General features: G+C 63.1%; 23 protein-coding genes. 11 read left to right on the forward strand and 12 right to left on the reverse strand.

Features of this window, described 5'->3' with window-relative positions:
- Positions 1-51: 51 nt before the first annotated feature.
- Positions 52-927, reverse strand: a complete 876-nt coding sequence (locus O3297_RS04615) for a pirin family protein (RefSeq protein ID WP_305047870.1) — start codon at positions 925-927, stop codon at positions 52-54.
- A gap of 56 nt (positions 928-983) precedes the next feature.
- Positions 984-1583 carry an FMN-dependent NADH-azoreductase gene (locus O3297_RS04620; protein ID WP_305047871.1) on the reverse strand — a complete coding sequence of 200 codons (600 nt, stop codon included), beginning with the start codon at positions 1581-1583 and terminating at the stop codon, positions 984-986.
- Positions 1584-1705: 122 nt separating this feature from the next.
- Between O3297_RS04620 and O3297_RS04625 the strand changes: the two genes are divergently transcribed.
- Positions 1706-2611, forward strand: coding sequence for a LysR family transcriptional regulator (locus O3297_RS04625; RefSeq protein WP_034784204.1), 906 nt, complete (start codon positions 1706-1708; stop codon positions 2609-2611).
- Between the two features lie 17 nt (positions 2612-2628).
- Here the strand turns inward: O3297_RS04625 and asd are convergent, their stop codons facing one another.
- Positions 2629-3477, reverse strand: a complete 849-nt coding sequence (asd, locus tag O3297_RS04630) for an archaetidylserine decarboxylase (RefSeq protein WP_070257416.1) — start codon at positions 3475-3477, stop codon at positions 2629-2631.
- A 284-nt stretch (positions 3478-3761) separates the two neighbouring features.
- Here asd and O3297_RS04635 point away from each other — a divergent pair, with 284 nt between their 5' ends.
- The 5 genes from O3297_RS04635 (at position 3762) to O3297_RS04655 (ending at position 10022) form a co-directional block, all read left to right on the forward strand.
- The gene (locus O3297_RS04635) at positions 3762-5942 is read left to right on the forward strand and encodes a TonB-dependent receptor plug domain-containing protein (RefSeq protein ID WP_370385384.1); all 2181 of its coding nucleotides are present in this window, start codon (positions 3762-3764) and stop codon (positions 5940-5942) included.
- Positions 5943-6061: 119 nt separating this feature from the next.
- Positions 6062-7300: a DEAD/DEAH box helicase gene (locus O3297_RS04640; protein WP_305047872.1), complete on the forward strand. Its 1239-nt coding sequence runs from the start codon at positions 6062-6064 to the stop codon at positions 7298-7300.
- Between the two features lie 53 nt (positions 7301-7353).
- Positions 7354-7971, forward strand: a complete 618-nt coding sequence (locus tag O3297_RS04645) for an LON peptidase substrate-binding domain-containing protein (protein WP_305047873.1) — start codon at positions 7354-7356, stop codon at positions 7969-7971.
- Between the two features lie 142 nt (positions 7972-8113).
- Positions 8114-8857 carry a DNA-binding protein gene (locus O3297_RS04650; protein ID WP_035818092.1) on the forward strand — a complete coding sequence of 248 codons (744 nt, stop codon included), beginning with the start codon at positions 8114-8116 and terminating at the stop codon, positions 8855-8857.
- A gap of 217 nt (positions 8858-9074) precedes the next feature.
- Positions 9075-10022: a cupin-like domain-containing protein gene (locus O3297_RS04655; protein ID WP_305047874.1), complete on the forward strand. Its 948-nt coding sequence runs from the start codon at positions 9075-9077 to the stop codon at positions 10020-10022.
- 3 nt (positions 10023-10025) lie between these two features.
- On the opposite strand, the gene O3297_RS04660 is transcribed toward O3297_RS04655, so the two are convergent.
- Entirely contained in the window at positions 10026-10934 is a 909-nt protein-coding gene (locus O3297_RS04660; protein ID WP_305047875.1) for a DMT family transporter, read from the reverse strand.
- A gap of 51 nt (positions 10935-10985) precedes the next feature.
- Here O3297_RS04660 and O3297_RS04665 point away from each other — a divergent pair, with 51 nt between their 5' ends.
- The gene (locus tag O3297_RS04665; protein WP_305047876.1) at positions 10986-11531 is read left to right on the forward strand and encodes an XRE family transcriptional regulator; all 546 of its coding nucleotides are present in this window, start codon (positions 10986-10988) and stop codon (positions 11529-11531) included.
- A gap of 8 nt (positions 11532-11539) precedes the next feature.
- On the opposite strand, the gene O3297_RS04670 is transcribed toward O3297_RS04665, so the two are convergent.
- The 4 genes from O3297_RS04670 to trpS all read right to left on the reverse strand — a co-directional run bounded on the left by O3297_RS04670 (position 11540) and on the right by trpS (position 16356).
- Positions 11540-12271: a bifunctional 2-polyprenyl-6-hydroxyphenol methylase/3-demethylubiquinol 3-O-methyltransferase UbiG gene (locus O3297_RS04670; protein ID WP_305047877.1), complete on the reverse strand. Its 732-nt coding sequence runs from the start codon at positions 12269-12271 to the stop codon at positions 11540-11542.
- Positions 12268-13521: a voltage-gated chloride channel family protein gene (locus O3297_RS04675; RefSeq protein WP_305047878.1), complete on the reverse strand. Its 1254-nt coding sequence runs from the start codon at positions 13519-13521 to the stop codon at positions 12268-12270. The genes O3297_RS04670 and O3297_RS04675 overlap by 4 nt, the downstream gene beginning before the upstream one ends.
- A 36-nt stretch (positions 13522-13557) precedes the next feature.
- On the reverse strand, positions 13558-15147 hold the full coding sequence (locus O3297_RS04680) for a pyridoxal-dependent decarboxylase (protein ID WP_305047879.1): 1590 nt from the start codon (positions 15145-15147) through the stop codon (positions 13558-13560).
- A gap of 132 nt (positions 15148-15279) precedes the next feature.
- Positions 15280-16356 carry a tryptophan--tRNA ligase gene (gene trpS, locus O3297_RS04685; RefSeq protein ID WP_225317293.1) on the reverse strand — a complete coding sequence of 359 codons (1077 nt, stop codon included), beginning with the start codon at positions 16354-16356 and terminating at the stop codon, positions 15280-15282.
- Between the two features lie 318 nt (positions 16357-16674).
- Here trpS and O3297_RS04690 point away from each other — a divergent pair, with 318 nt between their 5' ends.
- A complete protein-coding gene (locus O3297_RS04690) occupies positions 16675-18618 on the forward strand; it encodes a CocE/NonD family hydrolase (RefSeq protein ID WP_305047880.1) in 1944 nt (647 codons plus the stop codon).
- Here O3297_RS04690 and O3297_RS04695 read toward each other — a convergent pair.
- The 4 genes from O3297_RS04695 to O3297_RS04710 all read right to left on the reverse strand — a co-directional run bounded on the left by O3297_RS04695 (position 18615) and on the right by O3297_RS04710 (position 22493).
- Positions 18615-19472, reverse strand: a complete 858-nt coding sequence (locus O3297_RS04695) for a DMT family transporter (protein WP_034784190.1) — start codon at positions 19470-19472, stop codon at positions 18615-18617. The genes O3297_RS04690 and O3297_RS04695 overlap by 4 nt on opposite strands.
- 7 nt (positions 19473-19479) lie before the next feature.
- Positions 19480-20301, reverse strand: coding sequence for an ABC transporter substrate-binding protein (locus O3297_RS04700; RefSeq protein ID WP_034784189.1), 822 nt, complete (start codon positions 20299-20301; stop codon positions 19480-19482).
- Positions 20302-20401: 100 nt separating this feature from the next.
- On the reverse strand, positions 20402-21685 hold the full coding sequence (locus tag O3297_RS04705; protein ID WP_305047881.1) for a TCR/Tet family MFS transporter: 1284 nt from the start codon (positions 21683-21685) through the stop codon (positions 20402-20404).
- Between the two features lie 157 nt (positions 21686-21842).
- Positions 21843-22493 (reverse strand): HD domain-containing protein, encoded by a 651-nt coding sequence (locus tag O3297_RS04710; RefSeq protein ID WP_305047882.1) that lies wholly within the window; start codon positions 22491-22493, stop codon positions 21843-21845.
- Between the two features lie 309 nt (positions 22494-22802).
- Here O3297_RS04710 and O3297_RS04715 point away from each other — a divergent pair, with 309 nt between their 5' ends.
- From O3297_RS04715 to O3297_RS04725, 3 genes are all read left to right on the forward strand, one after another.
- Positions 22803-23207, forward strand: coding sequence for an energy transducer TonB (locus O3297_RS04715; RefSeq protein ID WP_305047883.1), 405 nt, complete (start codon positions 22803-22805; stop codon positions 23205-23207).
- 204 nt (positions 23208-23411) lie between these two features.
- A complete protein-coding gene (locus tag O3297_RS04720) occupies positions 23412-23903 on the forward strand; it encodes a chemotaxis protein CheW (protein ID WP_034784183.1) in 492 nt (163 codons plus the stop codon).
- A 310-nt stretch (positions 23904-24213) separates the two neighbouring features.
- Complete coding sequence (locus tag O3297_RS04725) at positions 24214-25821, forward strand: methyl-accepting chemotaxis protein (RefSeq protein ID WP_305047884.1); 1608 nt, start codon at positions 24214-24216, stop codon at positions 25819-25821.
- The last annotated feature ends 50 nt before the right edge of the window (positions 25822-25871 follow it).

Raw genomic sequence — 25871 nt, forward strand, 5'->3', positions numbered from 1 at the left:
AAAAACCTGCAGGCCCGGAGGCACTGCAGGTTTTTGATGAGGCAGACAACTTTACTGCACGGCCGTCTCGCCAAACTTGCCCTCACGGAAATCCTGAACGGCCTGGAACACTTCCGCCTGGGTATTCATGACGAACGGGCCATATTGTGCGATCGGCTCGTTCAAGGGCTGGCCGGCGACGAGGATTACGCGGCCGCCTTGCGTCGCCTCGATGCGCACGCCATCGCTGCCCGGCGTGTTGGCGAAGATCGCCATGCGCAGTGCGGGCACGGCCTTGCCGTCGACCTGCACTTCGCCACGGAAGGTGTAGATGAAAGCGTTATGGCCTGGCGGCAATGGCTGCTCGAAGCTGCTGCCGGCCGGCAAGTCGATATCGAGGTACAGCGGTTCCGTCAGCTCGCGCTGCACGGCGCCCGTCACGCCATGGCTTGCGCCGGCGATCACTTGCACGGCCACGCCCGCGTCCGTCGTGTAGCGGGGGATTTCACTGCTGTCGAAATCGCGGTACCACGGCGTGCGCATCTTGTCGCGCGCGGGCAGGTTCAGCCACAGCTGAAAACCTTCCATCACGCCTTCTTCCTGCTCCGGCATTTCCGAGTGGATCACGCCGCTGCCGGCCGTCATCCATTGCACGCCGCCCGAGCTCAGCAAGCCTTCGTGGCCGGCGCTGTCCTTGTGGCGCATGCGTCCCGTGATCATGTACGACACGGTCTCGAAGCCGCGGTGCGGATGCTCGGGGAAGCCGGCGATATAGTCGTTTGGCTTGTCGCTGGCAAAGTTGTCGAGCATCAGGAACGGGTCGAGGCGGCGTTGCAGCTGCTGCGTCAGCACGCGGTTGATCTTCACGCCGGCGCCATCCATGACGGCCTGGCCGGCGATCACGCGCTCGACGGCGCGTGGCTTGTTGACGGTGGTGATGTCGCTCATTGTTCTCTCCTCTAGGCCAGGACGGCGCCAGTGCGCCGTCCCTTTCACTGCTGGGATTACACCAGGATGGCGTTGATCTCGGCATCCGCCTGGGCTTGTGCCTTGGCCACGGCTTCCGGGCCCATGCCCATGCCTTCCGAATACACGTATTGCACGTCGGTCAGGCCCAGGAAACCGAACATGGTGTTCAGGTAAGGCACCTGGCTATCGTTGGCGCTGTCGCGGTGCAAGCCGCCGCGGGACAGGCCCACGTAGACTTTCTTGCCGGTCAGCAGGCCCACGGGGCCGTTTTCTGTGTACTTGAAGGAGACGTTGGCGCGGGCAATCGCGTCGAACCAGCTTTTCAGTTGCACGGTGATGCCGAAGTTGTACATCGGCGCGCCGATGACGATCACGTCAGCCGCTTGCACTTGCGCAATCAGCGCGTCGTCCAGGGCGATGCGGGCTGCTTGCTCCGGCGTGCGCTTGTCTGCCGGGGTGAACAACGCTTGCAGGGTCGGCTCGTCGAGCACGGGGTGCGGTGCGGCAGCCAGGTCGCGGCGGGCCAGGGTAGCACCGGGGTTGGCCGCTTGTACGCGGGTAACGATGGCGTCAGCCAGGCGGGTCGAGGCGGAACCGGTGCTGCGGGCGCTGGAATTGATTTGCAGGATGTTCATCTTGTTTCTCCGTTGTGAGGTGTCTTGCGATGGATGAACTATAGCAATTCCAAAAATGATGCGGAAGCCGTTAAAATGGATAACATTAATCCACCAGTGGAACAATCGAGTTAAAGGTAAATATGGATATCGATCCCGGAGATTTGCTGCTGTTTGCGCGCGTCGTCGAATGCGGCAGTTTCTCGCGCGCCGCCGTGCGCGTGGACTTGCCCAAGTCAACCCTGTCGCGGCGCATCTCGCTGCTGGAAGCGAAATTGGGCGAACGGCTGCTGCTGCGCACCACGCGCAAGCTGGCGCTGACGGAGTTTGGCGCCAGCCTGCTCGAGCATGCGCGCAAGGTGGTGGAAGAGACGGAGGCGGCCGGCGCGCTGGCACAGCACCGCCAGGCAGGACCCAGCGGCTTGCTGCGCATTTCCATGCCGGCCGACTTTGGCGACACCCTGATGCGCCAGGTGCTGGCCGAGTTCGTGCGCCGCTATCCGGCCATTTCGCTGGAACTGGACTTGTCGGCGCGCCGTGTGGATTTGCTGGAAGAGAACTTCGACCTGGCCATCCGCATGGGCAACTTGCCGGACGACGCCAGCCTGGCCGCGCGCCGCGTGGCGTTCAGCACCCTGGCGCTGTATGCCTCGCCGCAATACACGAGCGTGCACGGCTTGCCCGAGCATCCCGACGACCTGTATGGCCACGATTTGCTCAGCTTGCCACGGGCCGTGCATGGCCTCGTGCACTGGACTTTGATCCGCGGCAAGACGACGTGGGAGCGCGATTTGCCCGTGCGCCTGCTGGCCAATTCGCCGGAATTGCTGGTGCGCATGGCGTGCACGGGCGTGGGCATCGCGGCCAGCACGGACCGCTTTGCCAAGGCGTATGTGGCGACGGGGGAACTGGTGCGGGTTTTGCCGGAGTGGAGTTTTCCGCTGGTCACGGGCTGGGCCGTGTTTCCCGGCCGGCGTTTGATGCCGGCCAAGACGCGCGCATTTCTGGACTTGATGGAGGAAATGTACCAAACCGACGCGCCCGTGTAGGCGCGCGTCTTGCTGCCTTACTTGGGCAGCTTGCCCATGACTTCGCCCAGCTGCACGGGGCCGGCCGGTTGCCAGTTGGCATTGAACGTCACGGTATCTTTCGGGAACAGCATGACGACGGTGGAGCCGAGCAGGAAGCGGCCCAGCTCTTCGCCCTGCTTCAGCACGACATTGTCGTTCGCATAGCTCCAGTCGCGTACCTGGCCTGTGCGGGGCGGGTTGACGACGCCGTGCCAGACGGTGGCCATGCTGCCGACGATGGTGGCGCCCACCAGGGTCATGACGAACGGGCCGTTGGCCGTATCGAACACGCAGACGACCCGCTCGTTGCGGGCGAACAGGCCGGGGATGCCGCGCGCCGTCGTCGGGTTGACGGAGAACAGTTCACCGGGCACATAAATCATGCGCGTCAGGCGGCCGTCGCACGGCATGTGGATGCGGTGGTAGTCGCGCGGGCTCAGGTACAGATTGGCGAAGCTGCCGTGTTCAAACTGGGCCGCCAGTGCCGCATCGCCGCCCACCAGGGCCGTGGTGCTGAAGCTGTGCCCCTTGGCCTGGAAGATCTGGTCCCTGTCGATCGTGCCGAACTGGCTGATGCGGCCATCGACGGGGCAGACGTAGTCGGCCTGGGCCAGCGGACGGGCATCGGGGCGCAGCGCGCGCGTGAAAAAGTCGTTGAAGCTCGTGTAATGCGTGATGTCCGGGTCCAGCGCCTCATCCATGTTGACGTTGTAGCGGCCGACGAACCAGCGGATCAAACGCGTCGTCATGGCGCCGCCCTTGGCACCGGCGACACGGCCGGCAAAATTGGTCAACGCTCCCTTGGGCAGCAGATATTGAGGCAGGACGGCAAGACGGTCAGACACGATGGGAAGCCTTTGACGGGGTGATGGGAACAATGATGAAAACGCATTATAGCGGCGATGTGGCGCGCAATGATATGTACCGTATGCAAGGGGGCGTAGTGCGGCCGGCCGCCGAATTTAATTTGCCATAGGAAATATTTTCAGGAAACTGTGTCACTCGGAAAAAATTACAGCACAATACAGCGGCCTGTTTTTTAGCTTTTAGCCATTTTTATTCAGCCAACTTTTTTAGCCAGGTCATGATGCCACGCCGTTGCCTTCGCCTTACCATCCTTTGTTCCTCCGTGTTACTTGCCTGGAATGCCCAGGCCCAGCAATCCGAAACGCCTGCCGCCACTGACGCCGCCGTGCCGCTGAAGGCCGAGAAGGCCGAGAAATCCGCCGCTCCCGCCATGCAGACCGTCGAAGTCAAGGGCAGCGGCTATGATCCGCGCCGTGACGATACGGCCAGCAAGATGGTCGTTGGCAGCGAGGAAATCCTCAAGTATGGCGACACGAATGTCACCGACGTGCTCAAGCGCCTGCCCGGCATTACCGTGTCCGGCGCGGCCGGGCGCTCGGGCGGTGAAATCCGCATGCGTGGCCTGGGCAGCGGCTACACGCAGATATTGCTCAATGGCGAGCGGGCGCCGGCCGGTTTCTCGCTCGATACCCTGTCGCCCGACGTGATCGAACGCATCGAGATTTTGCATGCGGCCAGCGCCGAATACAGCACGCAGTCGATTGCCGGCACCATCAACGTGGTGCTGAAAAAAGCCGTCAAGACGGCGCAGCGCGAACTCAAGCTGGGCGTGCAGGGCAGCGACGTGAGCTTTTCGCCCAGCGTCAACGTGCAATTGTCCGACCGCGACGGCAATTTCTCGTATTCGCTGGCCGGCTCGCTGTTCCGCTACGATTACCATTACGACAATCCCGGGCTGGAACTGGGCTACGCGCCCGATGGCCGGCAAAACCTGCTGCGCCGCACGAACGGCACGGGCGATGGCCGCCCGGAAGGCATCAACCTGTCGCCGCGCCTGAACTGGGTGCTGGCCAACGGCGACAATGTGACGGCGCAATTCTTTTTCAATGGCGGGCGCTCGAACCACCGCAATTTCAGCCGCGCGGAAACGGAGCAGGGCGTGCGTCCCGACTACGACAGCAACACGGGCAGCTCCAGCAACCACAATGCCTTCGGCCGCAGCGACCTGACGTGGATGCACAAGCTGGCCGGCGGCGCCAGGCTGGAACTGAAAGTGGGCGCCTCGGCCGCCCGCAATACGTCCGACAGCCTGCAGCAGGGCTTTATCGATGGCAGTGGCCTGGCGCTCGAGCGCAAGGTGGGCGTGAAGGCGACGGAAAACGGCGTCAGTTCGACTGGCAAGTATTCCACGCCCTTGCTGCCCGGCCATGCCCTGTCGATGGGCTGGGATGGCGCCTACACGGAGCGCGAGGAATCGCGCCGGCAGCGCGAAGCGGCCCTGGGTGCGCGTCCGCCCGTCAACAGCGACGAAGGTTTCGACGCCACGATCAAGCGCCTAGCCCTGTTCGTGCAGGATGACTGGGAAATCACGCCGCGCTGGTCCATGTATGCGGGCGTGCGCTGGGAAGGCATCGACACGCGCAGCGCGGGCGACACCTATGACGAAGTGCAGCAGCGCACCAGCGTGTGGAGCCCGCTGCTGCAAACCCTGTGGAAGTTGCCCGATACCAAGGGCGACCAGGTACGCCTGGCCCTGACGCGCACCTACAAGGCGCAGCCTACGTCAAGCCTGATTCCGCGCCGCAATACCTCGACCAACAATAGCCAGACGGACCCCGACCGCGAAGGCAATCCGTATCTGAAGCCGGAGCTGGCGCTGGGCATCGATGTGTCGTACGAGCACTACTGGGCCGAAGGCGCCTTGCTCAGCGCGCGCGCCTCGGCCCGTCGCATCGATGGCTACACGCGCCAGGGCTTGCTGTTCATCAATGACCGCTGGGTCTCCACGCCCGTCAACGATGGCCGCGCCAATACACAGACACTGGAACTGGAAGCGAAATTCCCGCTGCGCGCCGTGCTGGCAGCGCCTGTGCCGGCCATCGACCTGCGCGCCAGCGTCAGCCGCAACTGGTCGCAGGTGGAGCAGGTGCCGGGACCGGACAACCGGCTCGACCAGCAAACGCCCGTCAGCGGCAACTTCGGCCTCGACTACAAGACGCCCGATGGCGTGCTGACGACGGGCGGCAGCTTCAACTTCCGCAATGGCGGCCCCGTGCGCATCACCGAGCGCCAGAGTGCCTATACGTCGCCGCGGCGCGACCTCGATATTTATGCGTTGTGGAAGTTCGATGCGAAGAACCAGCTGCGCCTGGCCATGTCGAACCTGCTGGCGCAAGACTTCGAAAGCACCACCACGTACGCGGACGCCAGCGGCACGATCACCCGCAACAGCATTTCACCGAGTTCGCCGCAGGCGCGCGCCACGCTGGAAATGAAGTTCTGATCGTGACGTTCCCGCACTGAAAACCCCGGCCAGCCTCCCCGCTGGCCTATAATCTCGGCAATCGCGCGCGCGGCCGGTCCGCGCGCGCCACCTTTTCATTTGCCAAGATTGCTTTCCCCATGACGTTTTCCTCCCTCGGCCTGATCGATCCCCTGGTCCGCAAACTCGATGAGCTCGGCTATGCCAAGCCGACCCCCGTGCAGGCGCAATCGATTCCTGCCGTGCTGGCCGGGCGCGACTTGATGGCCGCCGCCCAGACGGGCACGGGCAAGACGGCAGGCTTTGCCGTGCCGCTGCTGCAGCGCCTGACCCTGGAAGGCGTGGTGGCACCCCAGTGCGTGCGCGTGCTGGTGCTCGTGCCCACGCGCGAACTGGCCGAGCAAGTCTATGCCAGTTTCCGCAGCTATGGCGGCAACTTGCCGCTGCGCAGCTTTGTCGCGTATGGCGGCGTACCCATCGAGCCGCAGATCAGCAAATTGCGCAAGGGCCTCGACGTGCTGGTGGCCACGCCGGGCCGCTTGCTGGACTTGCAGACGCAGGGCGCCGTCAAGTTCGAGCAAGTGCAGACGCTGGTGCTGGACGAAGCGGACCGCATGCTGGACCTGGGCTTCGAGCGCGAACTCGATATATTGCTGATGACCATGCCCAAGCAGCGCCAGACCCTGCTGTTCTCGGCCACCTTCTCGGACGCCATCCGCGCCATGGCGAAAACCATGCTGAAGGATCCCGTCTCGGTCGAGGTGAGCGCGCGCAACAGCACCGTCAAGGCCGTCAAGCAATCGGTCATCGTGTGCGACAAGAAGCGCAAGCCGGAACTGTTCCTGCACCTGCTGAAGAAAATGCGCTGGGGCCAGGTCCTGGTCTTCGTCAAGACGCGCAAGGGCGTCGAGCTGCTGGTGAACACCTTGCTGGAGCAGGGCGTGCGCGCCGATTCCATTCATGGCGACAAGACGCAGCCGAACCGCCTGCGCGCGCTGGCCCGCTTCAAATCTGCCGAGGTGCAAGTGCTAGTGGCGACCGACGTGGCCGCCCGCGGCCTCGATATCGAACAATTGCCGGTCGTCGTCAATTTCGACTTGCCCACCGTGGCGGAAGACTATATCCACCGCATCGGCCGCACGGGCCGCGCGGGCGCTTCGGGTGCAGCCATTTCGCTTGTGTGCGCCGATGAAGTGGAGCTGCTGTCGGCCGTGGAAGCGCTGACCCGGCAAACCCTCAAACGCAACGAGGAGCCCGGTTTCGAGGCGGAACACCGCGTGCCGGGCACGTCCGCCGGCGGCACCATCCAGAAGAAGGCCGTGAAAGTGCTGGCGCCGAAGGCGGCGGAGCGGGCCAAGAAAAGGCGCTTCTACAAATAATCAGGGGCGCCAGGCGCGCAGCACGGATATGCCATTCGTGCCATCATGCGCTTATGACCTCGATACCTTTGTTCCCGCTCAATACGGTGCTGTATCCCGATGGCTATCTGCCCCTGCAGATCTTCGAGGTACGCTATCTGGACATGATACGTCAGTGCATCATGGGCGAGCAGCCGTTCGGCGTGGTGCAACTGCTGGATGGCACGGAAGTGCGCAAGCCGGGCCATCAGGAAACCCTGGCGCCCGTGGGCACCCTGGCGCGCGTCATTGACTGGGCCGCGCCCTTGTCCGGCTTGCTGCAAATCAAATGCATGGGCATGCAGCGCTTTCACATCGTTTCCAGCGAACAGCTGAAGCACGGCTTGTGGATGGCGCAGGTCGAAACTTTGCCGCCCGATAAAACCATTCCCATTCCGCAAGAGCAGCAGAACGTGGCCGACGCGCTCGGCGCGCTGATCCGCACCCTGCAGGAGCAAAAGATCCCGCCCGACCAAATGCCCTTGCAGCCGCCGTACCGGCTCGACGAGTGCGGCTGGGTGGCGAACCGCTGGTGCGAGCTGCTGTCCCTGAGCGCCATGCAAAAGCAATTGTTGCTGAGCCAGGACAATCCCGTGCTGCGCCTGGAACTGGTGCAGGATATGCTCACGGAGAACGGTTTGCTGGAAGAGTAAAGTACCTGAAGCCGCATGTTTGCACATGGTTTCGTTGTGCAATTGCAATTTCCATTGAGAAATACTTTACGCTTTGCCGCCGCTGGCATAAGATAATGCCCCTGGGCAAGATTGCCCTGGGCAACATTCAAGAGTACACGACATGGCAAAAGTAAGCGCGGAACAGATCAATGCGGCAATGGAAGCGATGGCGGGCGAAGGCCAGGCCATCACGGTACGCGCCTTGCGCGAACGGCTGGGCAACGGCGCCTGCCTGGGCACCATCAGCAAGCTCTTGCTGCGCCGCAAGGCAGGCGCGCAACGCCAGATCGCTGCCGCCGCCGAACTGTCGCCCGTGCTGCAGCAAGCCATCCTCGATTATGTAGGACAGGAATTAAGCGCCAGCCACAGCGCGCATGAAGCCGAGATGAATGACAATCAACAGGAATTGATGGACCTGGCCAGCGAGAACGAGCGCCAGCAAGAGTTGCTCGATCTTCAGGCGGGCGAGCTGGAAACCTTGCGCGAGGAGCTCGAGCGCGAACGGCAAGTGGCGAACCAGGCCCGCACGGACCTGGCCAAGGCGCAGCTGCGCCTGGAAGGCTTGCCGCGCCTGGAAGAGGCAGCCGAGCAGGCACGCATGGATCTGGCCAAGGCGCAATTCAAGCTCGAAGGCATCCCGCGCCTGGAAGAAGCGGCCGAAGCGGCGCGTGCCGAACTGATCCAGGCCCAGTTGAAGCTGGAAAGCCTGACGCGCGTGGAAACGGAACTGGCGGCCGCGCGCCTGGAACTGGAAGCGGAACGCGAAGAGCTGGGCGAAACGCGCGCCGAGCTGGACGAAGAGCGCACCTTGCGCATCAAGGCGCAGCAGTTCATCGTCGATCCGATATTCAAGACCCCTGTCTGAGGACACCTGACCAAACCTGCTGCGCGTCGCGCTTTGCGGCCTGCGATGCTCACCGTACTGGAGTACGGTTGCGCTTCTTAGCCACAAATCACTGCCGCTCGCGACGGTTTTGTCAGGTGTCGAGACGTCGGGGGGAATAGGTCATGCGGGCCTTGCTGGCTTAAAATGGCGCACTGTTGCGCCATGTCGTGCGACGCCCTGATCGCAAAGAAGGTTTATGTTCGTAGAAAAAGAAGTGCCGCTCCCGCTTGCGGCTACGCCCATATCGCCGCGCGCGCTGCCGCCCCGGCCGCCAGCACAATTCAGTTCGCCCGAAGCGGCCCTTGCGCGCAAGCAGGCACGCGAGGACAAGGATGCGCAGGTGCGCGGCGTCACGTCCATCGACGCCATGCGCGAGGCCATCAAGCAGGCGGCGCGTGACTTGCCGGCCATCACCGAGGTGCCGCGCCTGGCCATGCTGGACGCCGCCGCCTTTCGCGCGCGCGCCGCGCTGGGCCTGCCCTTCCTGATGCGCGGGCTGGTGCAACGCTGGCCCTTATCCAAGCTGGAACCCGAAGTCTTGCGCGAGCAATTCAGCCATGTGCCCGTGCGCGCGCGCGTGGGCGACTACATCAACACGGCATTCGCGGCAGACCGCGCCATGCAGGACATGTCGATGGGGCAATATCTGGACCTGGTGGCGGAGGGCAACTACGCGCTGCCGCCATACCTGGGCAACCTGGAATTGCGCGAGCTGAACCGCCTGTGCCACTGGCCCACGTATTTTGACAAGATGGGCCCGCCGCGCTTCTGGGTGGGGCCGGGCGGTACGGTAACGCCCTTGCATTGCGATTACGACGACAATATCTTCGCGCAAGTGTGGGGCCGCAAGCGCATCTTTTTATCGCCGCCGCACCACGACGTCTTTCTCTATCCCAGCGAAGCGAACGCCATCCTGTTCGGTTCACCGTTCGACCCGGAAGCGCCCGATTTCGAACGTTTTCCCCTGGCGCGCCAGGCCAGCATGATCGAATGCATCGTCGAGCCGGGCGACATGCTGTACGTGCCTGCCGGCTGGTACCACCAGGTGCGCGCGCTGACGTTTTCCCTGTCGTCGAACCGCTGGGCCAGGGCCGTGCCGCTGGCGCTGCATGCCGATGCGGCGCTGCGGCGGGGCGTGGAATAAACCTTATGGCTGCACGGCCTTGCCTGCTGCGCGCACACGGCGCTTGGGCCGCCACTCGCTGAGGATGCCCGCACAAATGATCAAGACCGCGCCCACGATGGCCAGGGCCGGCAGGCGCTCGCCGGCGATGCGGCCGATCACGCCGGCCCACACGGGTTCACCCGCGTAGATCAGCGTTGCTTTCGTGGCGGAAATGCGCTTTTGCGCCCAGTTCATCACATATTGGATCAGTGCGCTGGCGCAGCCCAGTGCCAGCACGCTGAGGATGAAAGTCTTGCTGAGGACCGGTGGCGCTTCGCCCATGACGGGCATCAGCAGCAAGGCGATCAATGACGCCGTGGCCAGTTGCACGATGGTCACGCGCAGGATGTTCAATTGCGGCGAGACGCGGCTGATGAGGATGATTTCCAGGGCAATCGCGATGGCGCCCACGGCAGTGATCAGTTCGCCCGTGCCGAAGCCCATGCTCAAGCCATCCGTGCCGGTGAGCAGCAGCAAGCCGGCAAACGCCAGCACGACGGCCGCCCATACGGCAGGGTGGGGCCGCTGCTTGAAGGCCAGCCATTGCACCAGCGGCACGATGGGCACATAGAAGGCCGTGATGAAGGCGGACTTGCTGCTCGTGATATATATCAAGCCATAGGTTTGCAGCGCGTAGCCGCCAAAGATGCTTACGCCGATGGCCATGCCTGTCAACAATTCGGCCTTCGTCAACTGGCGCAGCTGGCCCCGGCAAATCAGGGCGCCGATACTGGCGGCCACGGCAAAGCGGGCGGCGACAAACGCCAGCGGGCCGCTGACCGTCACGGCATGTTGCACGACGAGAAATGTGCCGCCCCAGATGAAGGTGATGGCGATCAGGGCCAGTTCGGGCAGGCCGAAGGCGGGCGGGGGACTTGCGTGTGTTTTCATGGGGCGCTATGCTATGAGCAAAATATTTCCCATCATCATAGGAGCAATATATTGCGCAGTCAAGCCGAGGCCGGTGGCGTGCTGGCACACCTGGCCACCAATTTGCGGCGCTTGCGCCTGGCCGCCGGCCTTAGCCAGGAAGAGCTGGCGCGCAAGTCGGGCCTGAGCCGGCGCATGGTCAATGGCGTCGAGGCGGGCAGCACCAACATCAGCCTGGCCAACCTCGACCATGTGGCAGCCGCCCTGAACGTGGCCTTTGTCGACCTGGTGCAGCCGCACGACAGCCTGCGCGTGCTGATGTGGCAAAGCGCGTCGCAGGCAAGCCAGGCCGTGCTGCTGGGTGCCGCGCCCGCCAGCCGCCAGGTGGAACTGTGGGCATGGACCCTGGCGCCTGGCGAGCGCTACGATGCGCAAGCCGATCCGGCGGGCTTCAGCGAAATGATCTACGTGCTGGAAGGCGAGCTGCAGCTGGAACTGGCGGCCGGGACGAGAACGCTGGGCACGGGCGATTTTTTTGTGTTCAGCAGCGCGCAAGCATATGCCTATGTGAATGCGGGCGAGTCCACCTTGCGCTTTACGCGCAATGTGGCCAGCTGACAGCGCGGTTACGGCAGGCCGCAGCCCATCAGCAACAGCATCGGCCGCTCGCGCTCTTCCGCCAGCGCCGGCTGCTGCGCGACCTGTGCGTCGGTGGGACCCCATTCTTCCACGTGTTCCAGCTGGAAACCGGCGCGTAGCAGCGCATTGATGGTCGTGCCCAAGGTCCGATGCTGCTTGATCACGCCTGGCGCCAGCCAGTCCGACACGCGCGGGCCTTGCTGCTGGTAGCTGTCGACGGGCCAGCGCTTGCGGCCTTGCGCATCCGTCAGCCAGCCCGGCTGGCGCGGGGCCATGAAGATCGGGTGCTCGATGGAAAACACCAGCTTGCCGCCCCGTTTCAAGCCCTGGCGGATGGCAGCCAGCAAGGTGGTGAAATCTTCGACGTAGTGAAACGCGAGCGAACTGTAGACGAGGTCGTAGCTGGAGGGCGGCAGGGCCAGTTGTTCCAGGTCCAGCCGGGCATAGCTGACGGCCGCGTGCGTCCCCATGGCGTTCGCCTGCGCCAGCATCTTTTCCGACACGTCCACGCCCAGTACCTGCGCCGCGCCAGCGTCGGCTGCCCAGCGGCAGAACCAGCCATAGCCGCAGCCGAGGTCGAGCACACTTTTTCCTTGTATCTCCGGCAGCATGGCGCGCAGGGCTGGCCATTCGGGAGCGCTGTCGAGGCCGCCGACGGAGCGGGGCAGCTGGCTGTAGGCCGTGAAGAAGGCGTCGTTGTCGTAGATATTCTGTGTCATGTGCCGGGATCCTTGTGGACGGTGCGCTTGGCATGCCCGCCCCGTTGCGCCCGGTAAATGCCCGCGTGGCCGGAAAACAGATAGGCCACGACGCAGGCAATGGCTGCGTACACGCCGATCTCGGCGCCGAACAGTTCCATGGCCATCAGGGTCGAGGCGATCGGCGTATTGGCGGCACCGGCGAAGACGGCAACGAAACCGACGGCGGCCAGCAAGGTGACGGGCTGGTGCAGCAGCGGGCCCAGCGCATTGCCCAGGGTCGCGCCGATGAAGAACAATGGCGTCACTTCGCCGCCCTTGAATCCCGTGCCCAGCGAGACGATGGTAAACGCCATCTTGGCCAGGAAATCGTATGCCGGCAGCGGTTCCTTCAGCGCGTCGACGATGGTGGGGATGCCCAGGCCGATATACTGGTCCGTGCCGATCAGCCACACGGCGATGGCGATGATCACGCCGCCGGCCAGGGGGCGCAGCGGGGCGTAGCGGATCCAGCGCTTCATCAGCCCGCTCAAGCCGTGCGTGGCCTGCGCAAACACGTTGCCGGTCACGCCGAACAGCACGCCAGCGATCACCATGGCGGACAAGGTCCAGGCGGAGATGGCGGGGATCAAAGGCACGGCGTAATGCGTGTGAGCAATGTGCAAAAGCGGACCCCACAGCAGGACCACCTGGTCGGCGATGACGGCAGCTAGCAGGCAGGGCAGCATGGCTTCGTAGCGCAAGCGGCCGATGGCCAGCACTTCCAGGCCAAAGATGGCGCCCGCCAGCGGCGTGCCGAAGACGGAGGCAAAGCCGGCGCTGATGCCGGCCATCAGGACGATGCGGCGGTCTTCATTGTTCAGGCGAAACCTGCGGGTCAGCTGGTCGGCCAGGGCGCCGCCCATCTGCACGGCAGTGCCTTCGCGCCCGACGGAGGCGCCAAACAAATGCGAGATGACGGTGCCGCCCAGCACCAGCGGCGCCATGCGCAAGGGGATGATTTTTTTCGGGTCGTGGATTTCATCGATGAGCAGGTTCGCGCCGCCTTCGACACTGCTGCCATAGCGCAAATACAGCCAGCCGACGGCAAAGCCCGCCACGGGCAGCAGCCAGATCAGCCAGGCGTGCGCCCGCCGCGTAGCGGTTGCCCATTCAAGGGCGAACAGGAAGCCGGCCGAAGCCGATCCCGCCAGCACGGCCACAACAAAGGCCAGCAGCAGCCATTTCAGCAGATGCCGCAAGAGGTCGGTGAGGGCGCTAAGACGCTGCATCGTGCATCCAGTCAAGGCTGATCGGTGGGTGTTTCCTTACAAGCCCAGTTCCGCCACCAGCGTTTGGCCGATGGTGCGCTGCTCGTCCAGGATGGCGCGCAGGTGGTGGGGGCGCGTTTTGACATTCGTCATGACCACGCGCAGCACGTTGGTCGGGCCAGGGTAGCGCGTCGATTCCAGTACCGTGCGCGACACAAAGCTGTGGCCTTGCGCCTTTTGCCGGTTCTGCAGCTTGGCGTTCAATGTGTTCAGTTGCGTGTTCAGTTCTGCCGCCGCGTCCTCCTGGCCGCTGGCCAGCAAGGCATCCATGCGCTGGCGCAAGTGCGCGGGCACGTAGCGGTAGGTCAGGATGAAGGTGTCGGAGCGCGTGACGAGCTCGAAATCCTGCTGGTCGGCCAGCAAGTCCTGTAGCTGGCCGGACAAGGTGGCCGCCTGCTGCAGCAAGGTCGTGTAGCCGGACACGCCCAGCACCTTGAACGAGGTCCACAGTTTCAGGGCATCGAAGCGGCGCGAGCCTTCCAGCGAGGTCTGGCCCAGGTCGCCCGAGTTGTCGCGCAAGATGTAGTTGGCGTTGTGTTTCAGCAAGTTCAGGCTGGCGCTATCCTTGAACAGCACCATGCTTTGCGCCATCGGCACCCACAGCAATTTATGCCCGTCGATGACGACGGAGTCGGCCAGGGCAATCCCGTCGTACAGGGCGCGGTACTGTTCCGCGATCAGGAGGGCGCCGCCCCAGGCCGCATCCACGTGGAACCAGATGCTTTCCCGCGCGGCAATGGCCGCCATGGCGGCCAATGGATCGATGGCGCCCGTTTCCGTCGTGCCGGCGATGCCGATCATGGCGACGACCTTGATCTTGTGCAATTTCAAGTCGGCAATGGTCGCTTCCAGCGCGGCGATATCGATGCGGTTGTCGCGGTCGACGGCCACCAGGTGCAAGGCGTTTTCGCCGAGGCCGAGGGTCGCCAGCGCCTTTTTCACGGAGTAATGGCTGCGGGCCGAGCCGATCACGGCCAGCCCCGCGTAGCTGGAATCCTGCATGGCGGCAAACAGGCCCCGTTTGCGCGTGCCGGGCAATTGTTTTTCCAGCGCCACGGCCAGGGCCGTCAGATTGCCCATGGTGCCGCCATTGACGACATTGCCCAGCGCGCCGCTGGTGGCCGCCATCGCCTGCGCGTAGACGCTATCGGCCTGCTGGTACACCTGGCGGTGCAGCCAGCCGAGGATCTGCTTTTCGATCAGGGTCGACACATACGCCGTCTCGATCTTCACCTGGTTCTGGTTCAGGGTCGCCGTAAACGCTTCGGCCAGCACGCTGATCCAGGGCAGGGCCTGCGTCATGTGGCCGATGTATTGCGGATGGTTCAGCTGGGCCGTATTGGCCAGCACGGTGGTGTCGAGTTCTTGCAGGAATTGCGCCACGGGCATGCCGTGCGCGGGCAGGCAAGTGTCGGACAGTTGCGTCAGCAATTGCGCATACGGCGTGTGCGGATAGGGCGTGTCGCGTTCGGCGGCCAGCCAGCCGCCCAGCATGCCCAGCGCCTGCTGCAGGGGAGCGGGCGAGCGTTGCAGCGCATCGATGGAAAAATGCTGCTGCAGCAGCTGTTCGATAGGGGTATCGGTCATAGCGCGTTGTCTTCTCTACGGATTGCTGATGCCACGGTGACAAACGAATTGCGCCCAGGCGAAAGCGAGATTTTACCCGACTCCGCCTGGGCGCATCAGTTTGCTATATCAGTTTGCTATGACTGCTGGTGATCAGAAGTAGTTCAGGCCCAGCGCCGACTTGACTTCATCGGCCGTGCGGGCCGCCACTTCGCGTGCCTTGAAGGTGCCTTCCTTCAGCATCTGGATGACCTGGCCCTTGTCCTTGGCGAATTCTTCGCGGCGGGCACGGATCGGCGCCAGCATTTCCTGCAAGACCACATCCAGGCGCTTCTTCACAATGCTGTCGCCCAGGCCGCCACGCACATAATGGGCCTTCATTTCGGCCAGCGCCGCTTTTTCCGGATCGAAGGCGTCCAGGTAGGTAAACGCGATGTTGCCTTCCAAGTGGCCCGGGTCTTCCACGCGCAGGTGCAGCGGGTCGGTATAGACTTTCTTCACGGCGGCCGTGATTTCGGCCGAGGTCGCGCCCAGGTTGATGGTGTTGCCCAGCGACTTGCTCATCTTCGCCTTGCCGTCGATGCCGGGCAGGCGGCCGATGTCGGGTACCAGGGCCTTGCATTCCATCAGCACTTCGCGGTTGTACATGCGGTTGAAGCGGCGCACGATTTCATTCGTTTGCTCGATCATCGGGATCTGGTCTTCGCCCACGGGCACCACGCCCGCCTTGAAGGCCGTGATGTCGGCCGCCTGGCTGGCAGGGTAGGTCAAAAAGCCGGCCGGGATGTCGCGCTCGAAGCCGCGCAGGCGGATTTCTTCCTTGACGGTGGGATTGCGCTCGAGGCGCGCCACGGTGACGATGTTCAGGTAGTAAAACGTCAGTTCGGCCAGTTCCGGGATTTGCGACTGGATGAATACCGTGGTCTTCGTCGGGTCGATGCCGACAGCCAGGTAATCGAGCGCCACTTCGACGACATTGCGGTGCACCTTGTCGATGTCTTCCATATTGTCCGTCAGCGCCTGGGCGTCGGCCAGCATGATGAATTGCTTGTAGCTGTTCTGGTAGCGGACGCGGTCGCGCAGGCTGCCCACGTAGTGGCCCAGGTGCAAGGGGCCGGTCGGGCGGTCGCCCGTCAGGATCACGGATTGCGACGCGATGGCGGCGGCGGACAGCGGCGCGGCCGGGGTATTCTCGGTGTCGGGGGTATCGGGGGTGTTAGGCAAGCTCATCAAGTTTCCTTTCGAGCCGCCTGCATCGGGGATGATCCAGGCTGAGCCTGTTACGCCACCGATCGAGGCGGCGTTGATCATAATTCACATCACTATGCAGTGGCCGCGCGAAAGTGAGCGGGACCACCAATTCAAGCAGGCGTGTTGTGAATGAATAAATTTCATGGCGTTATGGTTGCAGTTCGCACGCGTTCTGTCAAGTTTGCGCCCCGATTTATCTGCTGCGCCGCGTCAGAGGCTAGCCTTATGCAGAACTTGCTTTCCGGGTACTATTGCCGTTCGGCCACTTTTGCGTGGCATGAATCATTGGAGAACAGTATGCGCGTGTCGTCCCCCGTCCGGCTCACCGGTCTGGCTTTTGTTATCAGTTCCTTGTTTGCAGTACCGGCGATGGCGCAAACGCCGCCGATGACGCCCGATATCGGCGCCAAGCTGGTGATGCCCGACATGAATGACTACGTCAAGCGCGTGGTGATGATCCCCATGCGCGACGGCGTCAAGCTGTACACGGTGATCGTCGTGCCGAAAGGCGCGCAAAAAGCGCCGATCATGCTCACGCGCACGCCGTACAATGCGGCCCGCCGCGCCCAGCGCGCCGCCAGCCCCAGCATGCTGGTCACTTTGCCGCTGGGCGACGACACCCTGGTGGAAAACGGCTACATTCGCGTGTTCCAGGACGTGCGCGGCAAGTATGGCTCGGAAGGCGATTACGTCATGACGCGCCCCGTGCGCGGTCCGCTGAACAATACCAAGGTCGACAACGTCACGGATTCGTGGGACACCATCGACTGGCTCGTCAAAAACGTGCCGGAAACGAATGGCAAGGTGGGCATGCTGGGTTCCTCGTACGAGGGGCATACGGTGCTGATGGCCCTGGTCGACCCGCATCCGGCGCTGAAGGTGGCCATTCCCATGAGCGCCATGGTCGATGGCTGGCGCGGCGACGACTGGTTCCATAACGGCGCCTTCCGCATGCCCAGCCTGTCGTACATCGCGGGACAGACGAGCGTGCGCGGCGGCGGCGAATCGCCGGCGCTGGGCGTCTATGACGATTACGACGCGTATCTGCGCATCGGCTCGGCCGGTGACTACGCGAAAAAGTTCGGCATCGACAAGCTGACGTACACGAAAAAGCTGTTCGAACATCCGGCTTACGACAGTTACTGGCAAGAACAGGCACTCGACAAGATCCTCGCGAAACGCCCGTTGATCGTGCCCACCATGCACGTGGTGGGGCAGTGGGACCAGGAAGATATCTATGGCCCCTACGCCACCTATTGGGCGATGGAGGGACGCGACAAGCGCAACAACCTCAATTACCTGGCCATCGGCCCCTGGCGCCATAGCGGCGTCAACTATGACGGTTCCAGCCTGGGCGCCCTGAAGTTTGACGGCGATACGGCGCGCCAGTTCCGCGAAAAAGTCATGCAGCCATTCCTCAATCAATACCTGAAGGATGGCGCGCCGGACGCGAATACGGCGCCCGTGGTGTCGTACCAGAGCGGCACGAACCAGTGGCAGCGCCTGCAGCAGTGGCCGCTGGCTTGCGAGACCTGCGACACGAAGCTGACGCCGATCTACCTGCAGGATGGCTACAAGCTGGGCTTTGCGGCGCCATCGGGCGCTGCGGATGCGGCTGAAGGCGCCTTCGATGAGTACGTGGCCGATCCTGCCAAGCCCGTGCCTTTCGTGCCCCGTCCCGTGCGCCTGAACGATGGCGACGTGTGGAAGCCATGGCTGGTCAGCGACCAGCGCGGCTATGCGGACCGCACGGACGTGCTCAGCTATGTTTCCGAACCGTTGAAAACGGCCGTGCGCATCGCTGGCGCGCCGATGGTCAACCTGTTTGCCGCCACCAGCGGCACGGATGCGGACTGGGTGGTGAAACTGATCGACGTGTATCCGGATGAGGTGCCGTCGCAGCCGGCCATGGGCGGGTATCAGCTGGGCGTGGCGATGGATATCTTCCGCGGCCGCTACCGCGACAGCTTCGAACACCCGACGCCGATACCGGCGGGCAAAGTGGAGCGCTACCGCTTCGCTTTGCCGAACGCGAATCACGTCTTCCTGCCCGGCCACCGCATCGCCGTGCAAGTACAGTCGAGCTGGTTCCCCCTGTACGACCGCAATCCGCAAAACTACGTGCCGAACATCTTCCTGGCCGACCCAGGCCATTATAGAAAGGCGACGCAGCGCGTGTACCACGCGACAGGGGCGGCCAGCGCAATCGAGTTGCCGATGGCGCCGCTCGACGCGCGCTAGGCCATTCGCATCAGCATGGCGCCCGCCGCGATCAGGGCGATGGCCAGGTAGCGGCGGGGGCTGATTTTTTCGCGCAGGAACAGGGCCGCAATGGCGATGGCGAACAAAATCGATGTTTCGCGCAGGGCGGCGATGGCGGCTACGGGCGCCTGCGTCATGGCCCACAGGGCCAGGCCATACGAGGCGAGGGTGCCGAAGCCGCCAACGGCGGCCAGGCGCCATTGCGTTTGCGCATACGCAAGCAAATCGGCGGGACGGCGCAACGCCGTCCACAGCAGCAATCCGGTTCCGTTCAAGACAAAAATCCACATCGTGTAGGCGGCTGGCGCGCCGGACAGGCGCACGCCGATGCCGTCGATCAGGGTATAGCTGGCGATGACGCAGGCGTTGCCCAGCGCAAAGGCGGTGGCGCGCCCCGTGCTTTTCGGCACCGTGCCGATGGCGCTCGTGCGCGCGGCAACATACAGGCCGAGGATACCCGCGCAGATGCAGGCGACGGCGCCCATCTGCATGGCGGACAGGCGCTCGCCGATCAGCGGCCAGCTGGCCAGCGCGACGATAAGCGGCGCGCTGCCGCGCATCAGGGGATAGGCATGGCTCATGTCGCCCGCCTTGTAGGCGGCCGCCAGCAGCGAGTAATAGGCCAGCTGCGCCACGGCCGAGGCGGCCAGGTAGGGCCAGCTGGCGGGCGCGGGAGCATGAACAAAGGGCAAGACGGCCAGTGAAATCAGGGCCGCGCCGACGGAGACGAGCACCGTGCTGAGAAAGGTATCCTTGCCCGACTTGACGATGGCGTTCCAGCTGGCGTGCAGCAGGGCGGCAAACAGGACGACGGCGACGACCAGACCGGACATGCAGGCCTTAGCGGGGGCGTATGCTCAGCGACAGCAATTCCTGGCGGTGATGGCGCTGGAAGCCTTCCATCACGGAACCCGAGCGCCCCGCCTTGTCCAGCAGGTCGCGCAGGGTGGCCTGGTCTTCCGCCGTGAGGGATTTGCGCGACAGGTAGACGCCGCTCATGCCCCAAGGCAATTCCGGCAGCGCTTCCAGGCGCAAGCGGTCGGCCAGGCCATACACGCGCGCATCGTTCTGCGCCACGCCTGCCAGGATGGTGGGGCTCATGATGGTGGCATCGATGAAGCCGCTTTGCATCAGGCGCGCCACGGAGAGCGCGTCGACTTCGTAGAACAGGCGTCCCTGGCTGCTCAGTTCCTTCGCCAGCGCCTGGTACGGTGCGCCATAGTCGTAGCCGCGCACGAGCGCCACACGCAATTCGCGCCGCTCGATCAGTTCCTGCATGGTGTTGATGGGCGCGCGCGCGCCCTGTAGCGAGATCAGCAGGGGGCGGCTGCCCAGCATGGGGATGAACAAGCCATGCTGGTCGCGCCGCAAGGTGCTGCTGGCGGGGATCAGCAAGTCGGCCTTGCCCGCCTCGAACATCGCTTCCAGGCGCGCGCGGGGCACGGCCGTGAAGATGAAGTTGCAGCCGAGCTTGGCGCCCATGCTGCGCAGCAAGTCGGGATAGATGCCGCCGATCGTGGCGCCATTGACCACCACGCTGGCGCCGATGGCCGAGACGGGCACCTGGATGTCGCGCGAACATTGCGCGCCCGCCAGCGGCGGCAGCGCCAGCGCCAGCATGGCCACGGTTCGGCGCCAGGCGCTGGAATAAAAGTCAGTCATACCCATCCTTGCTCACCATCGAATGCCGGGCATCGGTGACGCCCCGCTGATTATCCCATTCTCGCCTATTTATTTCCCAAATACAACATTACCCCGCTGACTACTTTGTGGTGGAAACCATAAGTCTTGCCTCGCGTTGCGCCTTGAAGTAGCGCCAGGCCACCAGGATGGCCAGAATTTGCATGACCGCGCACAGGTAGAAAGTACTGCCGATGCGCCAGTCCTGCGGCGGCAAATGGCTCACTTTGCCGAGGATCATGCTGCCCAGCAAAGGCATCATGATGATGCCCAGGCTGCTGATCGATTGCAGGGAGCCCATCAGTTCTCCCTGTTCGCTGGCGTTCGATGATTTCGAGATGATGCCTTGCAGGGCCGGTCCGGCGGCAAAGGCCAGCAGGTTGCAGAGGATTAGCGCATACATCATCCAGCCCTGCGTCGCCAGGCCGTACAGCAAATAGGTGAGGGCGCCCGAAGCCATGCCCAGCAGCGACAACCGCACCTCGCCGAAGCGCTTGATGAGTATGCCCAGCAAGCCCGCCTGCACGACGGCCGCGCACAGGCCCACGCAGAACAGGGCGATGCCGTTCTGGCGCGGCGTCCAGTCGAAACGGAAATGCGTGTACAGCACCCAGGTGGTGTTGAGCATCATTTGCGCAAACGTCATCAGGCCGAAAGCCAGTACCAGGCCGCGGATTTCCACGCGGCGCACCAGCTTCAGCAGGGCGGCAAACGGATTGATGCGCGCCAGGGTGAACGGTGCGCGCGGGCCAGGCTGCAGCGATTCGGGCACGCAGAAATAGCCATAGATGAAATTGGCCGCCGACAGGCCCGCCGCCACGTAGAACGGCAGGCGCAGATCGATTTCGCCCAGCAGGCCGCCCAGCATGGGGCCGCAAATGAAACCCAGGCCGAAAGCGGCGCCGATCTTGCCGAAGCTCTTGGCGCGGTTGTCCGGCGTGGACACGTCGGAGGCGTAGGCGGACGCGACCGACATGCTGGCCGACGAGACGCCGCCGATGACCCTGCCGATGAACAGGCAGGCCAGGTTCGGCGCCCAGCCCGTGGCGAGAAAGTTGATGCCCATGCCGGCCATCGAGTACAGCAGCACGGGACGGCGTCCCACGCGGTCGCTGATGGCGCCCAGCATGGGCATGAAGATGAATTGCAGCAAGCCGAAGAGGGCTGCCATGATGCCGTACCAGAACGCCTGGGCATCCTTGCCGTCGACAAAGTTGCCAATCAGGATGGGCAGCACGGGCACCACCAGGCCGATGCCCAGCATGTCGATGAAGACGCAGACGAGGATGAAATTGAGGTTGCCGGCGCGCGCGGGCGCGGCGGGCGATGACGGGGAAGGGCTGTCGGTGCTGGTTTTATCGGACATGCATGCTTTCGGCGCGCACCCCGCGCCGCCGTGCGGCTGGCGGGGTTCAGTTGTTGGCGTTGCGCCGGCGCGTTGCAGGTTTCTGCTGACGCGCGGCGCGATAGCTGAGCCTTGCATTATAGACAGCATGGGCCATGCTGGCTATCGCCACCAGGGTTTATGTACTAATACCCCACTCGCTGGCAAAGGCAGCGCGGAAATCCGTCAGCACGGCCAGCCGCTGTTCGGCCAGCGCGCGGCCTGCCGCCGTCTGCATCTTGCCGGGCAGTTTGTCGAGCTTGGTGACGATATGGTCGAGCGCGTATGCCTTGTCGTCGAGCGGGCGATGGGCTGCCAGCGGATCGCTGCCATGCGCCAGCGCGCTATCCATGCGCGCCGCCGTGTAAAACAGGCGTGCCAGTCCCACGGCGCCCAGCGCGTCGATGCGGTCGGCATCCTGCACGATTTGCGCTTCGATGGTGTGCGGCGCCAAGTTGGCGGAAAAACTGTGCGTCTCGATGGCGTGTGCCACGCCGGCCAGTTTTTCTGATGGGAAATCCAGTTCCGCCAATTGGCGGCAAGCCAGTGCTGCCGCCTGGCGCGAGGCCAGGTGGCGCTCGGGATGGTTTTTCGGCAGGTTGACCAGGTCGTGAAGATAGCAGGCGGTCATCACGGTGAGGGCGTCCGCTTCCGCATGCTCCTGCAGCAAGACACTGGCATTGCGCCAGACGCGTTGCAGGTGGTTGATGTCGTGGGCGCTGTCATCGCCCAGGCCGGCCGTGGCCAGCGCCAGCAGGCGTGGTTGCCATTGGGAAAGCAAAGAATGCATGGTTCAAAGTCGTAAAAAGCAGGGGCCGCCAGTGTGGCATAAAACGCGCGCATGCAGGTATTCGTTGCTTCAAGGCACTTGCTTTTTTATTTACTTCTGAGCAGAATGCGCGCCTTGGTGTTTTATTGCCTATCAGATATTTTTAAACATAATTGTTCCATATCGCAAAGGATACCCATGCATCGCCATTGGCTGATATTCGGTTTGTTAGTTGCCTGCGGTCACGCGGCCGCCTGGGCCCAGGAAGCTCCCCGCTATACCTTGACAGAGGACAGGGCGCAAACAGGCACTGTCATTAAACAGAAGGGCGTGAAAGCCGCTATCCCCTTGAATTACAGCTATGCGCAACTGAGCGAGGAGCAAAAGCTTGTCGTACGCGACCAGTACGAGGGCATGCCGGCCACGGACGAGCCGCCCTATCCGCTCAAGGGACTGGCGCCGTTCTTGCGCGAAGTGTATGCAGCGCAGCGCATCTTGCAAGTGCGGGGCAAGCTGGTGCTGGCTGTGCAGGTGAATAGCCAGGGGGAGGGCAAGGAAGTGGCCATCTTCGAGTCGCCGGATGAAAAGATGGCGAACTTTGCCGCGGCCGCTGCCATCAAGCAGCGCTACAAGCCGGGTTTGTGCGGCGGCGTGCCTTGCACCATGGATTTTGTGTATACCGTGACGTTCAACCTGCCGTCGACAGACGATGGCGGGGACAAGGCGGGGCAATAGCAGCTGGCGCCCAGGCGTGATGCTTTTGCGACAAAGTCAGGTAATCGCGGTCCGGCGGAAAGAACGATGCTCTTTTTTAGTGCACTGAAAATTTACATGCGGTAACATTGCCGCATTGCAATTTCAGTGCATTATTTAATAAATTCCATATGGGCGTCCAAGGTCGGTGACAGGCGCGCCCTGCGACATTTCTAAAGGATCATCATGAGCACCATTTCCAGCGACACTGGCGCAACCGTTGCCAAGGCTGCCGAATACCTGGCTTTTACCCTGGGCCAGGAAGAGTATGGCATCGACATCCAGAAAGTCAGCGAAATCCGCAGCTATGAAACGCCGACCCGCATCGCCAACGCCCCCGAGTTCGTCAAGGGCGTGGTCAACCTGCGGGGCATCATCGTGCCGATCGTCGACATGCGCATCAAGTTCAACCTGGGCACGCCCAGCTATGACCAGTTTACCGTTGTCATCATCCTCAATATCGGCAACCGCGTCGTCGGCATGGTCGTTGACCGCGTCTCCGACGTCACCACCCTGATGCCGGAACAGATCAAGCCGGCGCCGGACATGGGCCGTTCGATCAACACGGAATACGTGATCGGCCTGGGCACCATCGACGAACGCATGCTGATCCTGGTCGATATCGACCAGCTGATGTCCAGCGCCGACATGGGTTTGATCGAGAAGCTGGCTGCCTAGGCCGCCAGGAAAAGTCCAGGATGGCGTTGCCTTGCCGTACATTCGTACTGCCTTCGGCCACGCCGCCTTGCCCTGCACATGTCCTGACACCATGGTGCCGAGAGGGTTTTTTAGAAACAATTGACCCCAAGCATTGTTTGCTTTTTCTGCAAGGCGCACGCTAGCGCATTTCCTGGCGCACGGTTCAGCCGAACCGTGCGCCAGTTTCACTTGTCACGCCAATTCGCTACAGCGGCCAACCAGCGCCCGCCCATGAGCGAGATCGTCAGCTTGTTATCAGGCTGACGGCAGGGCTTTTTAGGATAGTCACATGAATTTATTACGCAACGTCAGCATCGGTGTCCGCCTCGGACTCGGTTTTGCCGTGATTTTGCTGTTTTCCATGCTCATTACGGGCATCAGCGTCTGGCGCCTGCACGACGTGGCCAGCGCCACGCGCGTCATGATGGAGCAGCCGCTGGCCAAGGAACGCTATATTTCCGACTGGTATGGCCGTATCGACAGCGCCGTGCGCCGTACCATCGCCATTGCCCGCAGCAGCGATACCTCGCTCAGCGGCTATTTCGCCGAAGAATCGAAAGTCTCGTCGTCCAGTTCGGCCGAGCTGCAAAAGAAGATCGAGGCGCTGATCGACAAGCCGGAGGAAAAAGCCATGTTCGCGGGCTTGCTGGAACAGCGCAAGGTGTACATCAGCTCGCGTGACCAGGTCTACAAGCTGAAGGGCGAAGCGCAGGTCGATGCTGCCAATGAGGTATTTGAAAAGACCTTCGTGCCGGCCGCCGCCAAGTACCAGAAAATGGTCTCGGACTTGCTGGAGCACCAGCGCGCGACGATCGACACGACGGCACGCGAGATCGACGCCGTCGCCAATACCAGCCGCAACCTGATGCTGGTGCTGGCCGCGCTGGCGCTGGCTTTTGGCGTCGTCTGCGCCTGGGTCTTGACGATGGGCATCGTGCGTCCCCTGCGCACGGCCGTGGACATCGCCCGCAAGGTAGCCGATGGCGACTTGACGGCGCAGATCGACGCCAGCGCCAAGGATGAAACGGGGCAACTTTTACTCGCTCTCAAGGACATGAACACCAGCCTGCTCAACATCGTGGGTGAAGTGCGCAGCGGCACGGACAGCATCGCCACGTCGTCGACGCAGATCGCCGCCGGCAACCAGGACCTGTCTTCCCGTACGGAAGAGCAGGCCGGCTCCCTGGAAGAGACGGCTTCGTCGATGGAAGAGCTGACCAGCACCGTGAAACAGAACGCGGACAATGCGCGCCAGGCGAACCAATTGGCGGCCTCGGCGGCACAAGTGGCCGTCAAGGGTGGCGAAGTCGTGGCGCAGGTCGTGGGCACGATGGAATCGATCAATGCGTCATCGAACAAGATCGTCGACATCATCAGTGTGATTGACGGCATCGCCTTCCAGACGAATATCCTGGCCTTGAACGCGGCCGTGGAAGCGGCCCGCGCGGGCGAGCAGGGCCGTGGCTTTGCCGTCGTGGCGTCCGAAGTGCGCAACCTGGCGCAGCGTTCCGCTTCGGCGGCGAAAGAAATCAAGACCCTGATCGGCGCGTCCGTGGAGCAAGTCAACGCGGGCAGCATGCTGGTGGCGCAAGCCGGTTCGACCATGAACGATATCGTCGACAGCGTGCAGCGCGTGAGTGACATCATCACGGAAATCACGGCGGCCAGCAGCGAGCAAAGCGTGGGCATCGACGAGATCAACCGTGCTATCGGCCAGATGGATGCCGTCACGCAGCAAAATGCGGCGCTGGTGGAAGAGTCTGCCGCCGCCGCCGAATCGATGCAGCACCAGGCGCACAACCTGGCGCAGGTCGTCAGCGTCTTCAAATTGACTGGCCAGCAGGCGCTGAAACGCCCGGCTGCGCCGAAAACCGCCTTGCGCATCGGCACACGCTGATGGCGCCGCGGCTGCCCCGAGCAGCCGCTTTCTGCTGTCCCCTTTTTATA

The sequence above is a fragment of the Janthinobacterium sp. SUN128 genome, assembly GCF_030587275.1.
GTDB classification, from domain to species: Bacteria; Pseudomonadota; Gammaproteobacteria; order Burkholderiales; family Burkholderiaceae_D; genus Janthinobacterium; species Janthinobacterium lividum.